Consider the following 16,345-nt stretch of genomic DNA (forward strand, 5'->3'; position numbering starts at 1 on the left):
CGTTCACAATCTTGGTTAATACTGTAAAATTCATGCTGCAAAGCATATCAATTTGATTAAAGGGTCAGTTATGCCTACAAACGCGTTTTTAGGGGTATTTGCAAAATCTCCTATCAAACCAATGGAAGAACACATCAAGAAGGTTCATCAAGCAAGTAAATCTTTGATACCTTTTTTTAATCACGTATTTAAAGAAGAGTGGGTACAAGCAGAAGAGCTTCGCATCACGATTCGCAATTTAGAGCGTGAAGCTGATGACATGAAAAGAGATATACGTTTACAATTACCACGTGGTTTATTCATGCCGGTAGAGCGTACAGATCTTCTCGAATTAGTAACCCAACAAGATAAGATTGCTAATAAAGCGAAAGACATTGCAGGGCGAGTGATTGGTCGTGAAATGACCATACCAAAAGTTATGCAAACTGATTTCTTAGCTTACTTAACTCGTTGTGTAGATGCGACTAAACAAGCATCTAAAGCAATTAACGAATTAGAAGAATTGCTAGAAACGGGTTTTAAAGGTAGAGAAGTCACCTTAGTAGAAAAAATGTTAGTTGAATTGGATGCCATAGAACAAGACACGGATGAAATGCAGATAAAAGTACGCCGCCAGCTACGTGATGTAGAGGGTGAGTTAAATCCAATTGATGTGATGTTTTTATACAAAATCATTGAATGGGTTGGCGAGCTTGCAGATATTGCAGAGCGCGTAGGATCACGTCTTGAGCTGATGTTGGCTCGTTAATTTAAAATCAGTTCAAACACGAAAGATTAAGGTTTTACAATGGATATCATTGCATCTTACGGCACGGTATTAATTTTAATTGCCGCAGCAGTCGGCTTTTTTATGGCTTATGGTATTGGCGCGAACGACGTAGCGAACGCCATGGGTACATCTGTAGGTTCAAAAGCGCTAACAATCAAACAAGCTATTTTTATAGCGATGATTTTTGAATTTGCAGGCGCTTACTTAGCTGGTGGCGAGGTTACCTCAACAATTCGTAAAGGGATTATTGACGCAGCACCATTTGCTGATCTCCCTGACCTAATGGTTTTGGGTATGATTTCGTCTTTATTTGCAGCGGGTGCTTGGTTATTAATGGCCTCGTTCTTAGGTTGGCCAGTATCAACGACTCACTCAATCATTGGTGCAATCATTGGTTTTGCGTTAGTTGCTGTGGGTACCGAAGCGATTCAGTGGGATAAAGTAGGTGGTATTGTAGGTAGTTGGATTATAACGCCCGCCATATCAGGCTTTATTGCATACTTAATATTTATGAGTGCGCAAAAACTTATTTTCAATACAGATGCACCACTTAAAAATGCCAAACGTTATGTCCCCCTTTATATGGGCTTAGCTGGTTTTATTATGGCATTGGTTACAATTAAAAAGGGCTTAAAGCATGTTGGTATAGACCTCGGCGCAGCCGAAGGCTATGCACTTGCAGTAGGTGTTGCAATAATTGTTGCTGTAATTGGTAAAATTGCCATATCTCGCTTAAATATTGATCCAAAAGCAGATAAACAAATGCAGTTCAACAATGTTGAAAAAGTGTTTGCTGTATTAATGGTATTAACAGCATGTTGTATGGCTTTTGCACATGGCTCTAATGACGTTGCAAATGCAATTGGTCCACTAGCTGCCGTTGTAAACATTGTTGAAAACAATGGTGAAATTGCTAAAAAAGCGGCTATTGCTTGGTGGATTCTACCTTTAGGTGGTTTTGGTATTGTTGCGGGTCTTGCCATTTTGGGCAAAAAAGTAATTAAAACAATTGGTGAAGGTATTACGCATTTAACACCTAGCCGTGGTTTTGCTGCTGAACTAGCTGCTGCTTCTACCGTTGTTATTGCATCAGGTACTGGTATGCCAATCTCTACTACTCAAACCTTAGTGGGTGCGGTATTAGGTGTAGGTATGGCACGTGGAATCGGTGCACTTAACATGGGTGTTATCAGAAACATCGTAGTTTCTTGGGTAATTACATTGCCAGTTGGCGCTGCCCTTGCTATTGTTATTTTCTACGTACTAAGAACCGCATTTGGGGTTTAACAAAAAAGTACTCAAAGACTTTTAGCTTGAAAAGATCTCAATGCCCTAGGTGTTGGGGTCTTTTTATTTGTGGAAAGAAAAAATGACTAATCTTCCAAGTATCAAACAGCTACAGTATTTATTAGCTGTTCATCAACATCAGCACTTTGGCAGAGCTGCCAGTGCCTGTTTTATTGGACAATCTACTTTAAGCAGTGCTATTCAAAATCTTGAAGAAACTTTGGGTTGCCAGCTTATTGAACGCGAAAATCGCAGCCTTATGTTTACCAGTATTGGTGAAGAAGTTGTTGAGCGCTCTCGTAAAATAATTAACGATACAATTAGTTTAAAAGAGCTCACTAAAAGCTTTTTAACACCACTGAGTGGTAAATTAACAGTGGGTGTTATACCTACAATTGCTAGCTTTATAGCGGCTCCCCTGTATCACTTTTGTAAAGAAACCTTCTGTGATTTAGAGCTGGTTTTAATAGAAGATACGAGTGATAAGCTACTGGATAAGCTTGAGCATGGGCATATTGATTTAGCGCTACTTGCACTGCCATACGAAACCGATAAATTTCATACACAAGTATTAGCAAAAGATCAGTTTAGTTTAGTGCACCATAAGGATTACAGCGCTGCAAAGGGCGTAGTCGACTTTAATCTATTACCAGAGGCTAGCGTATTCTTACTCGAGCGTGAGCACTGTATGACAGGCCATGCGCTTAGTGCATGTCATTTAAACCGTGCTAGTTGTATTAACCCATTTGAAGCAGCAAGCTTGCATACATTATTGAGTATGGTTGAGCATCAGCTCGGGGTGACTTTTTTACCACAAATGGCGATTAACGCCGGAATTTTAGATAATAAAAATATGGTGGCAACACCATCACAAAGTGATGCATATAGAGATATTGGCATATTGTGGCGTAAAACTACGGGGCGGATCCGCGACTTTAAATTATTTAGTCAACAGCTTGAGGTATTTTTAAAGCGCCAATGCAGTTTAGATTTTTCTAAATAAGAATAGGAAATGAATGAAAGCAGCCTATAAAGGCTGCTTTTGATTTTGAAGATGGCTTTCAAAAGGCTCAAGTTCGGGTAAAAATAGTAAATAAATCCATACCACCAAGTTAAAGTAAGGCACGCAGCCTAATACAGTAAAAACCTTAACTGGGTAGCCTTTAATATTTGCGTAACGATAACACTGATACGCGATTGCAAAATGTATAATCAGTAATAACATAACTAGCTGTGTCATACCTTTCTCCTTAAAAGCTTAAATAGCTTTGAAACCCACTATAAATATCAGTACTACGCCGCCAAAAGGTAATGTCATGTTTTTAAAGTGAAATGCATTAAAACGCGCGACATTTTTTATTTGATACTGAAAGTATAGGCAAGAAAGGTAATATTGGTAGTAACAAATTGTTTAATTTTGTTTATTTTGGGCTAGCTTGTTGTTGGTAAAACGTTTTATTTTTTGAAATTTTTTCAAGTTCACTTTTTACTTTTTCAACAGGTACTGGGCGTGCAATAAAGTAGCCTTGTCCATAATCAACACCTATCTCTTTTAGTGCAAAAAATATCTTTTCGTTTTCAACGTACTCAGCTACAGAAAGCTTACCGAGAGACCGACTAATATCATTTATTGCTTTTACTAACGCTAAGTCTATAGGGTCATTAAGCATGTCGCTTACAAATGAGCCATCAATTTTTACATGCTGTGCCGGAAGCTGCTTTAAATAGTTAAATGTACTAAAGCCAGTTCCAAAATCATCAATAGAAAAATGACAGCCTAAGCTATTAAGCTTCTCAATCATTTTACGAGTGGCTTTTAAGTTATTAATACTCGCAGATTCAGTTATTTCAAAAATTATCCGCGAAGGGGGCACGTTATACTTTTCAAGGTTTGATTCAATTAATGGCAATAAGCGTTCATCTAAAAATGATTGTGCTGACAAATTAATAGCAACTTGGTTTAACTCAGGGTGCTTAGATACACAAGCAACGGCATTACGTATAACGCATTGATCCATCAAAAATGTGTCGTTAAGCATTTCTAAAGAGGGAATAAACTGATTTGGATATACGAGTTCACCTTTGAGTTTTAAGCGTAAGAGCGCTTCAAAGTAAGCAACTTTACACTCTTTAAAATCCCAAATAGGTTGGTAATGCAGCTCAATGTTATCTTGCTGCAATGCTTGTCGAATTTCGTGACCCCATTCAAGCCCTGTTTGAAGCGTATTGTTTTGAGCATCTTCTTTCGAGTAGCAGTGTACTAAATTACGCCCTAGGTTTTTAGCAATATACAAAGCAATATCGGCTTGTTTTAAGCACTCATTAGGGTCATTGTTTTGTGTTGTAATTTGAGTTAAACCAATAGAGCAGCTAATTGTGTATATTTGATCTTCTGATTTAAAAGCATGTTTTTCTATCGCACTACACACACCTTCAGCAATGAGGTGGGCATCCAATAAATTCATATCAGTAAGTATGACTGCAAACTCATCACCGCCTATTCTGCACACTAGGTGATCGTCGCCAATATTTGCTTTAAATAATTGCGCCACTTCTTTTAATACTATGTCACCTTGGTGGTGACCTTTGCTGTCGTTTATTATTTTAAAATGATCGAGGTCAATATAAATAACAGCATGCTCTATGCCATCATACGTGTATTTATCTTGGCATATTTTATTAAGCTGTTGATCAAAGTAATAACGGTTATGTAAACCAGTTAATGGGTCATGGTGTGCTAAATGACGTAGTTGGATCTCTGCTTGCTTTCGTTCGTGTATATTGTCGATAGTGGCGGTTATGGTCGCGTTATTACGACTATTTTTGATTAGCTGTAATCTGCATTCGACCCAAATTAAGTTGCCATTTTTATGGGTGAGCTTTACTTCTATTTGTTGCTGTTGCTCGCCACCATGTAAAATGTCATTAATAGTATAATTTAGTCTTCCTTTATCTTCGTTATTACAATAAGCGCTTAATGGGGTTTGTAGTGATGATTTAACACCAAAACCGCTTAATGTCTCCCATGCAGGGTTAATAAAACGAATATGCCCTTGTTGATCAAGCTCTAAAACAACCGTATTTAAATGCAATAAAATACGCTGATGAGCCGAAAATAACTCTTTGTAACGCACTTCGCTCACGCTTAGCTGCTCTACTTTGTAAGCAAACTCAGCATAACTCACCATAAAATCTTCACGTCGTGCGGCGTGGTCACACACTTTGTTTAAAAATGAAGGGTCATATGGGGCTCTAATAAAATCGGTAACACCAGACAGCAAAAGCTGCTCAGCGTAATCAGCATCATCACTTTCTATAATCGTAACAATAGCTTGTTTAGAATTGTGCTGTAGTATTTCTTCAACGAGTACACTCGAGCTCCCTGCACTTGATGTAGTGGCATCGAGTAGCACAATTGAAAACTGCTGTTGGTTGTAAGCGTTTAGTGCTGCTTTAGCTGAGGTAACGTGAGTAATAGCAAAGTTTAACTTTAACTGTTCACTAATTTTGTCGGCCGTATTTTGAAGTGGCTCTAATAGCAATAAATTTAGTCGGCTACTTTTTTCTAGGTGCGTAGATAAAACATTCGCAAGCACTTGAGGAAGCATATCTTTATGTTCAAACGGCAGTACAGCATCTATCCCGTAGCTTCTGGCTGTTGTTTCGGCAATACGCTCACAGTAAATTGGCGGAATAAGTAAAATTGGGGTGTTTTTTGGTGTTTTTAATAATCCTGAGCGGATCATCCTCGAAAAGCGCCAGCCGTCAATTTTTCCAACATTAATGCCCGTTATTATAATATCAACAGGGTGTTGTTTTAAAAGCTTTAAAGCTTGTTGGCTATCTTGCGCATCAATAAAGGTAAATACATTTAAGCTATCTAAAGTGCCTTTAATCGCGCGACGTTCAGCACTACTTGCGTTTAATATTAGCAATTTAAGCTGGTTTGGCACGTGTTGAACACCCCTAATGTAACTTATAATAATTCAGCCGAACAAGAATAGTGACATTTAACCATAAGAACAAGAAAATTAAATGACAAACACGCAAACAAGACATTATAAGTTTGGCTGATTTCTTGAGCTTAATATCCGATACATATACACTTGGCGCGATTTTAAATGATGTGGATTACTAATTATGCGCGTGGCTGACTTTAGCTTTGACTTACCTGATGAATTAATAGCTCGTTTTCCTAAAGCGGACAGAACTAGCAGCCGTTTACTTACTTTAGATGGCCCAAGCGGAACTCTAGAACATAAAGTGTTTAGCGACATACTTGATTTAGTAAACGAAGGCGATTTGTTAGTCTTTAACAATACACGCGTAATTCCAGCACGTATGTTTGGTCAAAAAGCCTCTGGTGGCAAAGTTGAAGTGCTTGTAGAGCGAGTGCTAGATGAACATAGAGTATTAGCACATGTTCGCGCGAGTAAATCACTCAAGGTTGGTAACGAAGTTATTCTTGAAGGCAAAGCCAAGGCAATAATGGTTGCGCGCCACGATACCCTATTTGAGCTTGAATTTGATCATAGCCAAAACGTGCTAGATATACTTAATGATATTGGCCATATGCCACTGCCTCCTTATATTGACCGACCTGATACCGAAGCTGATCGCGAACGTTACCAAACTGTTTATGGAGAAAAGCCAGGTGCAGTTGCTGCGCCAACAGCGGGCTTACATTTTGACGATAAGCTAATGAATGCACTGAAAGAGAAAGGTGTAAACATGGCTTTTGTTACGTTGCACGTAGGTGCAGGTACTTTTCAGCCAGTACGAGTAGATAGTGTTGATGAGCATGTAATGCATTCAGAGTACATTGAGGTGCCTGATGACGTAGTGCAAGCCGTTGCACAAACCAAAGCAAATGGCGGGCGAGTAATTGCGGTTGGTACAACTTCAGTACGTTCATTAGAGTCGGCAGCTAAAGTTCACGGCGGCAAATTAGATACGTATTTCGGTGATACTGATATATTTATTTTTCCGGGCTATCAGTTTAATGTTGTGGATGCCATGGTCACTAACTTTCACTTACCAGAATCAACTCTAATAATGTTAGTCAGCGCTTTTAGCGGACAAGACAATATTATGGGTGCATATAATACGGCAATTGAACAAAAGTACCGCTTTTTTAGTTACGGTGATGCGATGTTTTTAACACGCAAGTAACAGCTTATTATTTATTACTCAGTAAATAATACTGAAAATCCCAGCGACAAAGCTGGGATTTTTGTTTACGTAATAAGTAAAACTGAATTTATCGCAGCTAATAGTATTAATGAGGTAAAAAGGGTAGAATCGAGCGGTTAAATTATAGCTTGTTGGACTGTTTTTCTGACATTGAGGATGATATGAAATTTGAATTAGATTGTACTGACGGAAAAGCGCGCCGCGGCCGCTTAATTTTTGACCGTGGTGTAATAGAAACACCTGCATTTATGCCTGTTGGTACTTACGGTACTGTAAAAGGTATGACGCCAGATGAAGTAAAAGCCACTGGTGCGCAAATATGTTTAGGTAATACCTTTCATTTAATGCTTCGTCCAGGTACTGAAATCATTAAGCAACATGGTGATTTACACGACTTTATGAATTGGGATTTCCCAATTTTAACTGACTCAGGCGGTTTTCAAGTATTTAGCTTAGGCGCAATGCGTAAAATCACTGAAGAAGGCGTGTTATTTCAATCTCCAGTAAATGGTGATGAAATTATGATGTCGCCTGAAAAGTCGATGGAAGTACAGCGCGACTTAGGCTCAGACATCGTTATGATTTTTGACGAGTGTACGCCATATCCAGCAACTGAAAAAGAAGCTAAAGATTCTATGGAGTTATCTCTTCGTTGGGCTAAGCGCTCAAAAGAAGGGCATGGCGACAATCCATCTGCTTTGTTTGGTATTATTCAAGGTGGTATGTACCCAGAATTACGTGCACAATCGCAAGCAGGCTTAGAAGAAATTGGCTTTGATGGCTATGCATTAGGTGGTCTATCAGTAGGCGAGCCTAAAAACGAAATGATGAATATTCTTGATCATTGTGCGTTTAAAATGCCAGAAGACAAACCACGCTACCTTATGGGTGTAGGCAAGCCAGAGGATTTAGTTGAGTCTGTTCGCCGTGGTATTGATATGTTTGACTGTGTTATGCCAACACGTAATGCGCGTAACGGCCATTTATTCATTACCACGGGTGTAGTAAAAATACGTAACGCAGTACATAAAACAGACACAGGGCCACTTGACCCTGAGTGTGATTGTCATACGTGTGGAAACTATTCACGAGCTTATTTGCATCACCTTGATAAATGTAACGAAATTTTAGGTGCGCGACTAAACACAATTCATAACTTACGTTACTATCAACGTGTTATGGAAGGTTTACGTAATGCAATTAGCGAAGGTAAATTAGAAGAATTTGTACAAGATTTTTATGCTCGCCGAGGCCAAGACGTGCCAGAGCTAGTAGATATAAAAAATTAAACTTTAAAATTAAAGAGGAAGTATCATGAGTTTATTTATTTCAAATGCACACGCAGCAGCTGGTCAACCTGCGGCAAGCGGTGGTTGGGAAATGCTAATAATGTTAGCTATTTTCGGTTTGGTTTTTTACTTTTTAATCTACCGCCCGCAAGCTAAGCGCGTTAAAGAGCACAAAAGCTTAATGAGTATGATGGCTAAAGGCGATGAAGTACTTACCCAAGGCGGTTTAGTGGGTAAAATTGTGAAGATTTCTGAAGAGAAAGATTTCATCGTTATCTCTTTAAACGAGCAGGCAGAAGTAACAGTACAAAAATCTGCAGTATCTGCAGTATTGCCAAAAGGCACAATGAAGTCGCTATAAAAATAATAAGGACGACCCCGTGTTAAACAAGTTTCCAGTTTGGAAGTATTTACTTGTTTTAGCTGTGGTAGCCATTGGCCTTTTATATGCCTCTCCAAACTTGTATGGTCGCGATCCGGCTATACAAGTTTCAGGTGCTAAAGGCGCTGATGTCGATCTCAGTGTTGTAGACAAAGTAAACGCAATCCTTGAAAAAAATAATGTAACCGCTAAATCGACAATACTTGAAGATGGACAAATTTTAGTTCGTTTAAAAAATGTTGAAGAACAGCTTAAAGCGCATGACTTACTGCGTGATTCGCTTAACGACGATTATATTTCTGCCATTAATATGGCACCAGCTCAACCAGCTTGGTTAAAAGCGGTTGGTGGCAACCCTATGAAGCTAGGTCTTGATTTAAGTGGTGGCGTACATTTCACCATGGAAATCGACATGGCAACAGCGGTTGATAACCAGCTTGAGCAAATGGAACAAGATTTTCGTAGCGACCTGCGCGAAGAAAAACTACGTTACCGTAGTGTTCGCCGCGTAGCAGGCTCCGATCGTATGCGTGTAGAAATGCGTACTGAAGAAGACAAAAATGCAGCAGAGAGCTTCTTAGAAACTCGCTACCCGCTAAATGTCTACATTGATGACAGCAGTAACGATAAAGCATTTTTTGCGACAATGAGTGAACAAAAACTCAAAGAAATTCGTGACTACGCTATCAAGCAAAATGAAACGATTATTCGTAACCGTATCAACCAAATTGGTGTTGCAGAACCTAACGTACAACGCCAAGGCGCTGAGCGTATTATTGTTCAACTACCTGGTATTCAAGACACAGCACGCGCTAAAGAAATTTTAGGCGCAACAGCAACACTTGAATTTCGTGAAGTAGACGAAAACGCTGATATTAGCGCTGCTGCTCAAGGTCGTATCCCTGCGGGTACTGAAATGATCATGAGCCGCGACGGTTACCCTGTTGTACTTAAAAAGCGTATTATTCTAGAAGGCAGCCATATAACTGGCGCGCAATCTGGCGCTGATGAATACCAACGCCCGCAAGTGAGTATTACGCTAGATAGCAAAGGTGGGGCAAAAATGAATGCCTTTACCAAACGTGCTATTGGTAAGCGTATGGCAACGGTATTTATTGAGTACAAGCCATCAGGTAAAAAAGATGCAGACGGTAAAGCGCTTCCGCCTATTAAGGTTGAAGAAGTTATTAACGTAGCAACAATTCAAGCACGTCTTGATCGCTCGTTCCGTATTACAGGTATCGATAACCCAGCTGAAGCACATAACTTAAGTTTGCTACTTCGTGCAGGTGCGCTTGTAGCACCAATTCAAATTGTTGAAGAGCGCACTGTAGGTCCAAGCTTAGGCCAAGAAAATATTGAAGCGGGTATGACTGCGGTTGCACTTGGTTTTGCGTTTGTACTTGTGTTTATGCTTGTGTACTACAAAGGCTTTGGTATGGTTGCAAACCTTGCGCTTGCGGCTAACTTAGTACTGATTGTTGGTGTTATGTCTTTAATTCCAGGCGCGACACTTACGCTACCTGGTATTGCAGGTATTGTATTAACCGTAGGTATGGCAGTTGATGCTAACGTACTTATTTTTGAACGTATTCGTGAAGAGCTGGCCGATGGCCGCAGCCCTCAACAAGCGATTCATTTCGGTTACGATAGCGCATTTAGCACTATATTTGATGCTAACATCACCACGTTAATCGCTGCCATTATACTGTTTGCAGTAGGCACAGGTCCGATTGCGGGCTTTGCAGTGACACTTGCGATTGGTATTTTAACTTCAATGTTTACAGCCATTGTTGGTACCCGTGCGGTAATCAACTTATTTGTTGGTGGTAAACGTATTGATAAACTTTCGATTTAAGGAGCTGACATGCAAATTTTAAGTTTGGGTAGTAGAACCCTTCGTTTCATGTCTCTTCGTAAAGTGGCTATGGGTTTTTCGACGTTATTAATTTTAGCGTCGTTTGCATCAGTTTTTGTTAAAGGTCTAAATTTTGGTTTAGATTTTACCGGCGGTACTGCGGTAGAAGTTGGTTTTTCACAGCCAGCAGACCTTAAAAAAGTACGTGCTGCGCTAGCTGATAATGGTTTTGCTGATGCATCAGTACAACTATTTGGTTCAAGCCAAGAGATTTTAGTTCGTTTAGCACCGCGCGGTAGTGATGTTAAAGCTGAAGTAATTGGTAACCAAGTAATCGATGCGCTTAAAAAAGCTGATGACAGCGTAGTAATGCGCCGTATTGAGTTTGTGGGCCCAAGTGTAGGTGAAGACTTAAAAGAGCAGGGTGGCCTTGCCATGTTAACTGCACTTATTTGTATCTTAATCTACGTTGCATTTCGTTTTGAATGGCGCTTTGCTGTGGGTGCGGTAGGTGCACTACTACACGATGTTATTATTACTGTGGGTTTATTTTCGATATTAGGTTTAGAGTTTGATTTAACTATATTAGCGGCAATTCTTGCGGTAATAGGTTATTCACTTAACGATACGATTGTTGTATCTGACCGTATTCGTGAAAATTTCCGTAAAGTACGCATTGACGATACAGTAGAAATTATTGATATTTCACTTACGCAAACACTTAACCGTACACTTGTAACCTCAATCACGACTATTTTAGTATTGATTGCTTTGTTTGCATGGGGCGGACAAACCATTCATGGCTTTGCAACTGCATTGCTGTTTGGTGTGTTTATTGGTACTTATTCTTCGATTTATGTTGCGAGTTCTGTTGCTATAGCAATGGGCGTAAGCAAAGAAGACTTAATACCAGAAGTAATTGAAAAAGAAGGTGCAGACCTAGACGCAATGCCGTAGTAGAGTCTCATTAAATAAAAACCGCTCCTATGAGCGGTTTTTTTATACCTGCAATTTATTAATTGTTCAGGCGTCTAAGTTTTCATTAGCGGATGTAACAGTGCAAGCTTACGAAAACAGTGCTAACTTTGTAGTGTGAATCGGTAGGACCTTTTTGCAATAATATATAAATCGCCATAGGTTAAGTCACCGGCCACTGAGGCTAAAATAAGCCAAGTGTTATCGCTCTAGTTATCTATTTATTTATGTGCTCAAGGGATGCTTTAGAAGTGTTTAGCCTTTCAGCCAATAATAGGTAATTTAAACAAAGCAGGTAATTATTATGTTACCAATAAAAGTTTCTATCAGTGTATTTAGTTTGTTTGTAAGTTTTTCACTTATGGCGCAAGAGCAAATAATTAATGTTGCTCAAAAGCAAGATACCCAAAACGCACGAGAAGAATACCTCAATGAGTTATTAGTACGTGCACTTGAAAGTGTTAACTACTCCGGTGTTATCCGAATGACCCCCATATCAGAACTGCAAAAGCGTAAGTTAATAAACCTAGATGATAACGAATTAGATATGTATTGGAGTATGAGCAGTCCAGAGCGAGAGGCGCTTGCTTTGGCGATAAAAATACCACTATTTAAAGGCTATATAGGTAAGCGAGCTTTATTAACTAATAAGCAAAACTTGGCGCGCTTTAAAAAGGTAAAAAATATTGAGCAGCTAGCTACGTTTTCGGCTGTACAAGGGCACAACTGGCCAGATACAAGAATAATGTCCTATAACGGATTACATGTAAGACCGCTTACTAACTACCAAGCCATGTTCACTTTAACGAGCCGTGGACGAATAGATTACTTTCCTCGTTCGTTTATTGAGGTTAACTCTGAGCTTGTTGAAAACAAACAAAGTAATTTAGTAATCGTGCCTAATTTATACATAAGTTATCCAACCGGTATTTATTACTTTGTGACTAAGAGTAAACCTGAATTAGCAAAGGCTGTTGAAGAGGGATTAATAGTGATGCAGGAAAGCGGTGAATTTGACGCATTATTTAATGAATACTTCGCAAAGGATTTAAATACACTACCTTATACAAAAGGCAAAACGATAGAGATTAAGCTCGATAACCCTTATTTTTAGGCACAAAAAAAGGAGCCTGAGCTCCTTTTTAGCATGCTATTAATAGCATCAAATTAGCGAAGTAACGACTCAGTTAATACTGGACGAATTTCACGAATAATTGCTTGAGTCAATTTTGGTGAACCACAGATAATATTGCCGCTGTGGTTATAGTTATTACCACCAGCGAAATCTACAACCATACCGCCCGCTTCTTTAACCATAAGTTCGCCTGCAGCAGAGTTCCAAGGTTTTAAACCAATTTCAAAAAATCCATCAACACGGCCAGCTGCAACGTATGCCATATCTAAAGCAGAACAACCTGCACGGCGAATGTCTGCAGTGTGTACAAACAATGCTTTAAACGCTTCAGTGTATGCATCCATGTGGTTTTTGTTTTTGAAAGGGAAACCAGTAGCAAGTACAGTGCCTGCAAGAACCGTAGTTTTGCTAACACGTAGACGTTTGCTGTTTAACTGAGTGCCTTGACCGCGAGATGCAGTGAAAAGCTCACCACGAATTGGATCATAAATAACAGCTTGGTCTAAACGACCTTTAACTTTAAGTGCGATAGAAACCGCGTAATGAGGGATACCTTTGATGAAGTTAGTTGTTCCATCGATAGGATCTACAATCCATTGGTAATCATCATCCTTGCCTTTATGCTCACCTAATTCTTCACCAACAATAGAGTGAGTAGGGTAAGACTGTAAAATAGTGTCACGAATTACGGCTTCGGCTTCTTTATCAATGTTAGTTACTAAGTCGTTAGCGCCTTTTTGTTGCACTTCAACTTTTGATAAATCTTCACTTGCGCGAAGTAAAATTTTGCCTGCGTTGCGCGCAGCGCGAACCGCAATGTTTAACATTGGATGCATGGTATTACCTTTGGGTTGTAAAAGAACGTTTATATATTTCAGCCGGCGTATTTTAGCGACTTTTGACATAAAGTAAACAATAAACCCCAAATACTTATGTTTGTTTTTTATACAAGATTGAAAAGTGTCTATATTTTTTCAAGATAATAATTAAGTCAACAGGCCCTAATTAAATCGAATTAATTTTAAATAACTCTTTACCTAAAGTTAGCTTGAGGTTTTATCGTGCTCCTAACTTAATTGATAGGACAACATTATGTATTTAGAGCACGTAAACTTAGTCGCGAGTGATATAGATAGTATGCTTAAATTTTACCAAGCTGTATTTCCGCATTGGTCAGTCAGAAGTGAGGGCAGAGGCGATTGGCACGGAAAACCAAGACGCTGGGTACACTTTGGAGATGACACGCATTACATTGCGATAAGCGACCATGGTGAAGGTGAAAACAGAAACTTATCGGGCCATCAAATTGGTTTTGCACACTTTGCTTATGTGACTAATCACTTAAATGAGGTAGTGATACGCTTAAATAAAGCGGGTTTTGGGATAAGTAAGCAAGGTAGTGAGAACCCGTTTAGAAAAAATGTTTACTTTATTGATCCCGCCGGGTTTGAGGTGGAATTTGTAGAGTATTTAAGTGATATACCAAGCGAGCGAAATAACGATTTATAATAAAATACTAAGCAGCACGCTAAAGTGCTGCTACTCAATTATAGTGAGCGGTTATTATTACCCGTGCCAAACTGGGTTTTTAGCTCATTTGCAAAGCTCATAAATTTTTCTTTAATTGTGCGCTTTATTTTTACTTCAACCGATCCCATAACTGCCTTTCCTTCAATATGAATAGTAGGACCTTGGCGTTTGTTAAGTGATACCGATTTATTTTCAAGGCTACTTAAAATACAAAACATTTTAGACACTACATTTACATGCTCTGGTACGTAAATCTCATCGCTACCAAAAATACAGTTAACGTGAATAGTTACATTTTGATGCGCAAAAATGGCATCAGTAAAATCAAGTACCACCGATCCCATAAAGTTACTTAAATATATATTTTTTGGGACAACCCACTGACCGCTTCGTTCGTTAGAGCCTAAAATACTGCGTAATGTAAAATCATCATCACTGTTTTGCTGTGCACTATAATGTGGTTTAAATTGCGATTGTTTTTCTGCTTTATATTGCTGATCGGTATTAAGTGTTAAGTCTTCTACTAAGGCTAAAAGAGCGTCGTTATTAGGTGCATCCATCGCGCTATCGAGTCGTCTCTCAAATGCATCAACAGAAATAACCCCATGACTGTAATTATAAATTAATTGGTCAATTACTTGTTCGCGTACTTGCTCTATTGGGCGGTCTTCAACTTTTACAGACATGGGGCATTCCTTATTGTATTTACTATTGATACTGCTCTTGATGTTTGTATGCAAAGCACGCACCAAATATAATCACCCTAATTATCAGTAGGTTAATTTATAATGATGTTTTTTATTTTGTTATATTAACGATAGATTAACCAAAAATGCAATTATCTAGCTATTTTCACTATTTGAGAAATTTTTACCGAGTAGCCTGTAAATAGTTACACAACTATAGATAATGCCTCACTCCAAAGTAAACTCAACCTATTGAAATTTAAGTATAAATAAAGTTGGCCCAAAGCTCGCATTAGTTAAAGTGTCTTTAATCAAAAGGAGAAAGATTATGAAAACATTTAACAAGTCTATTATCGCAGCTCTAGTTCTTGGTACTACGGCTATGGGTGCCCAAGCAAACAGCTGGGAAAACGAAAGTAAAGATGCTTGGATTGATGGTAAGGCAGAAACAGTTCTACTTATGAACACTAATCTAAACAACTTTGACATTAACACTGATGTAAAAAATGGCAAAGTAGTACTTACAGGTAAAGTTAATAGCGAGCTTGATAAAGAGCTAGCAGAAGAACTTGTACTTAGCCTAGATGGTGTATCTGATGTTGATAACAGCCTTACTGTTGTTAAAAGCATGGATACCAAAGATAAAAGCAATGACATGATGGACGATGATGATAACGACCTAACGGACGCTAAAATCACCACTGTAATCACAACTCGCTTCCTGTTTGACTCAGAAGTAGGTGGTACAGACATTGATGTTGATACCGACAACGGTATTGTAACTCTGAACGGTTCAGTAGAGTCTGAAGCTGAAAAACAACTAGCAGTTAAAATTGCTAAAAATGCTGAAGATGTTCGTGACGTAGTTGATAAACTAGCTATTGTTGCTGAATAGTACAGTATAGTTAAGGCCCACTAACACTGGGCTTTACGCCTTTTTAATGCTTAATTTAAATGGAGTTTAGTCATGGATATTATTCGTATAATACTTTCAGTTTTATTACCGCCATTAGGTGTATTTTTGCAAGTTGGCTTAGGTATGCACTTTTGGTTAAATATTTTATTAACACTGCTAGGTTATTTCCCAGGGTTAATACATGCAATCTACATTATTGCGAAAAAATAATGACAGATTATATATTGTGTAAGCCGACTACTGAGGCCTAATGATAAAAGTGCCCCAGTACTGTTCGGCTCACAATATTAATTTTTAAAGTAAATATTTTTTATCAAAATCTAAT

16 protein-coding genes are annotated in these 16,345 nt (G+C 38.7%); 12 read left to right on the forward strand and 4 right to left on the reverse strand.

Annotation, left to right across the window (positions count from 1 at the left end; translation table 11 throughout):
- Positions 1–70: 70 nt before the first annotated feature.
- The 3 genes from GQR54_RS02035 (at position 71) to GQR54_RS02045 (ending at position 3,059) form a co-directional block, all read left to right on the forward strand.
- The gene (locus tag GQR54_RS02035) at positions 71–748 is read left to right on the forward strand and encodes a TIGR00153 family protein (RefSeq protein WP_166376395.1); all 678 of its coding nucleotides are present in this window, start codon (positions 71–73) and stop codon (positions 746–748) included.
- 39 nt (positions 749–787) lie between these two features.
- The gene (locus GQR54_RS02040) at positions 788–2,056 is read left to right on the forward strand and encodes an inorganic phosphate transporter (RefSeq protein ID WP_166376396.1); all 1,269 of its coding nucleotides are present in this window, start codon (positions 788–790) and stop codon (positions 2,054–2,056) included.
- A gap of 82 nt (positions 2,057–2,138) precedes the next feature.
- Positions 2,139–3,059 carry a hydrogen peroxide-inducible genes activator gene (locus GQR54_RS02045; RefSeq protein ID WP_166376397.1) on the forward strand — a complete coding sequence of 307 codons (921 nt, stop codon included), beginning with the start codon at positions 2,139–2,141 and terminating at the stop codon, positions 3,057–3,059.
- 24 nt (positions 3,060–3,083) lie between these two features.
- Here GQR54_RS02045 and GQR54_RS02050 read toward each other — a convergent pair whose 3' ends face one another.
- Entirely contained in the window at positions 3,084–3,296 is a 213-nt protein-coding gene (locus GQR54_RS02050; protein WP_002957835.1) for a hypothetical protein, read from the reverse strand.
- A gap of 181 nt (positions 3,297–3,477) precedes the next feature.
- On the reverse strand, positions 3,478–6,009 hold the full coding sequence (locus GQR54_RS02055; protein ID WP_166376398.1) for a GGDEF domain-containing protein: 2,532 nt from the start codon (positions 6,007–6,009) through the stop codon (positions 3,478–3,480).
- A 187-nt stretch (positions 6,010–6,196) separates the two neighbouring features.
- Here GQR54_RS02055 and queA point away from each other — a divergent pair, with 187 nt between their 5' ends.
- The 6 genes from queA (at position 6,197) to GQR54_RS02085 (ending at position 12,867) form a co-directional block, all read left to right on the forward strand.
- Positions 6,197–7,228 carry a tRNA preQ1(34) S-adenosylmethionine ribosyltransferase-isomerase QueA gene (gene queA, locus GQR54_RS02060; RefSeq protein ID WP_166376399.1) on the forward strand — a complete coding sequence of 344 codons (1,032 nt, stop codon included), beginning with the start codon at positions 6,197–6,199 and terminating at the stop codon, positions 7,226–7,228.
- Positions 7,229–7,410: 182 nt separating this feature from the next.
- On the forward strand, positions 7,411–8,538 hold the full coding sequence (gene tgt, locus GQR54_RS02065) for a tRNA guanosine(34) transglycosylase Tgt (protein WP_007586471.1): 1,128 nt from the start codon (positions 7,411–7,413) through the stop codon (positions 8,536–8,538).
- Between the two features lie 25 nt (positions 8,539–8,563).
- On the forward strand, positions 8,564–8,899 hold the full coding sequence (gene yajC, locus GQR54_RS02070; protein WP_007586472.1) for a preprotein translocase subunit YajC: 336 nt from the start codon (positions 8,564–8,566) through the stop codon (positions 8,897–8,899).
- Between the two features lie 19 nt (positions 8,900–8,918).
- Complete coding sequence (secD, locus tag GQR54_RS02075) at positions 8,919–10,778, forward strand: protein translocase subunit SecD (RefSeq protein ID WP_165739576.1); 1,860 nt, start codon at positions 8,919–8,921, stop codon at positions 10,776–10,778.
- A gap of 9 nt (positions 10,779–10,787) precedes the next feature.
- Positions 10,788–11,735 (forward strand): protein translocase subunit SecF, encoded by a 948-nt coding sequence (gene secF, locus GQR54_RS02080; RefSeq protein WP_007586474.1) that lies wholly within the window; start codon positions 10,788–10,790, stop codon positions 11,733–11,735.
- A gap of 322 nt (positions 11,736–12,057) precedes the next feature.
- Positions 12,058–12,867: a transporter substrate-binding domain-containing protein gene (locus GQR54_RS02085; protein ID WP_166376400.1), complete on the forward strand. Its 810-nt coding sequence runs from the start codon at positions 12,058–12,060 to the stop codon at positions 12,865–12,867.
- Positions 12,868–12,920: 53 nt separating this feature from the next.
- Here the strand turns inward: GQR54_RS02085 and suhB are convergent, their stop codons facing one another.
- Positions 12,921–13,724 (reverse strand): inositol-1-monophosphatase, encoded by an 804-nt coding sequence (gene suhB, locus GQR54_RS02090; protein ID WP_002957826.1) that lies wholly within the window; start codon positions 13,722–13,724, stop codon positions 12,921–12,923.
- Between the two features lie 256 nt (positions 13,725–13,980).
- Here suhB and GQR54_RS02095 point away from each other — a divergent pair, with 256 nt between their 5' ends.
- Complete coding sequence (locus tag GQR54_RS02095; RefSeq protein ID WP_166376401.1) at positions 13,981–14,397, forward strand: VOC family protein; 417 nt, start codon at positions 13,981–13,983, stop codon at positions 14,395–14,397.
- Between the two features lie 38 nt (positions 14,398–14,435).
- Here the strand turns inward: GQR54_RS02095 and GQR54_RS02100 are convergent, their stop codons facing one another.
- A complete protein-coding gene (locus GQR54_RS02100) occupies positions 14,436–15,104 on the reverse strand; it encodes a LiaF domain-containing protein (protein ID WP_007586484.1) in 669 nt (222 codons plus the stop codon).
- Positions 15,105–15,432: 328 nt separating this feature from the next.
- Here GQR54_RS02100 and GQR54_RS02105 point away from each other — a divergent pair, with 328 nt between their 5' ends.
- Positions 15,433–15,999, forward strand: coding sequence for a BON domain-containing protein (locus GQR54_RS02105; protein WP_007586486.1), 567 nt, complete (start codon positions 15,433–15,435; stop codon positions 15,997–15,999).
- Between the two features lie 72 nt (positions 16,000–16,071).
- Positions 16,072–16,230 (forward strand): YqaE/Pmp3 family membrane protein, encoded by a 159-nt coding sequence (locus GQR54_RS02110; protein ID WP_002957822.1) that lies wholly within the window; start codon positions 16,072–16,074, stop codon positions 16,228–16,230.
- Positions 16,231–16,345 lie beyond the last annotated feature (115 nt).

This window comes from Pseudoalteromonas sp. Z9A4, assembly GCF_011378845.1.
GTDB lineage: Bacteria > Pseudomonadota > Gammaproteobacteria > Enterobacterales > Alteromonadaceae > Pseudoalteromonas > Pseudoalteromonas arctica.

Excerpts from the sequence above, each read along its gene's own strand:
- GQR54_RS02035 (WP_166376395.1), top strand. The coding sequence starts at position 71 with ATGCCTACAAACGCGTTTTTAGGGGTATTTGCAAAATCTCCTATCAAA.
- GQR54_RS02040 (WP_166376396.1), top strand. The coding sequence starts at position 788 with ATGGATATCATTGCATCTTACGGCACGGTATTAATTTTAATTGCCGCA.
- GQR54_RS02045 (WP_166376397.1), top strand. The coding sequence starts at position 2,139 with ATGACTAATCTTCCAAGTATCAAACAGCTACAGTATTTATTAGCTGTT.
- GQR54_RS02050 (WP_002957835.1), bottom strand. The coding sequence starts at position 3,296 with ATGACACAGCTAGTTATGTTATTACTGATTATACATTTTGCAATCGCG.
- queA (WP_166376399.1), top strand. The coding sequence starts at position 6,197 with ATGCGCGTGGCTGACTTTAGCTTTGACTTACCTGATGAATTAATAGCT.
- tgt (WP_007586471.1), top strand. The coding sequence starts at position 7,411 with ATGAAATTTGAATTAGATTGTACTGACGGAAAAGCGCGCCGCGGCCGC.
- yajC (WP_007586472.1), top strand. The coding sequence starts at position 8,564 with ATGAGTTTATTTATTTCAAATGCACACGCAGCAGCTGGTCAACCTGCG.
- secF (WP_007586474.1), top strand. The coding sequence starts at position 10,788 with ATGCAAATTTTAAGTTTGGGTAGTAGAACCCTTCGTTTCATGTCTCTT.
- GQR54_RS02085 (WP_166376400.1), top strand. The coding sequence starts at position 12,058 with ATGTTACCAATAAAAGTTTCTATCAGTGTATTTAGTTTGTTTGTAAGT.
- suhB (WP_002957826.1), bottom strand. The coding sequence starts at position 13,724 with ATGCATCCAATGTTAAACATTGCGGTTCGCGCTGCGCGCAACGCAGGC.
- GQR54_RS02095 (WP_166376401.1), top strand. The coding sequence starts at position 13,981 with ATGTATTTAGAGCACGTAAACTTAGTCGCGAGTGATATAGATAGTATG.
- GQR54_RS02100 (WP_007586484.1), bottom strand. The coding sequence starts at position 15,104 with ATGTCTGTAAAAGTTGAAGACCGCCCAATAGAGCAAGTACGCGAACAA.
- GQR54_RS02105 (WP_007586486.1), top strand. The coding sequence starts at position 15,433 with ATGAAAACATTTAACAAGTCTATTATCGCAGCTCTAGTTCTTGGTACT.
- GQR54_RS02110 (WP_002957822.1), top strand. The coding sequence starts at position 16,072 with ATGGATATTATTCGTATAATACTTTCAGTTTTATTACCGCCATTAGGT.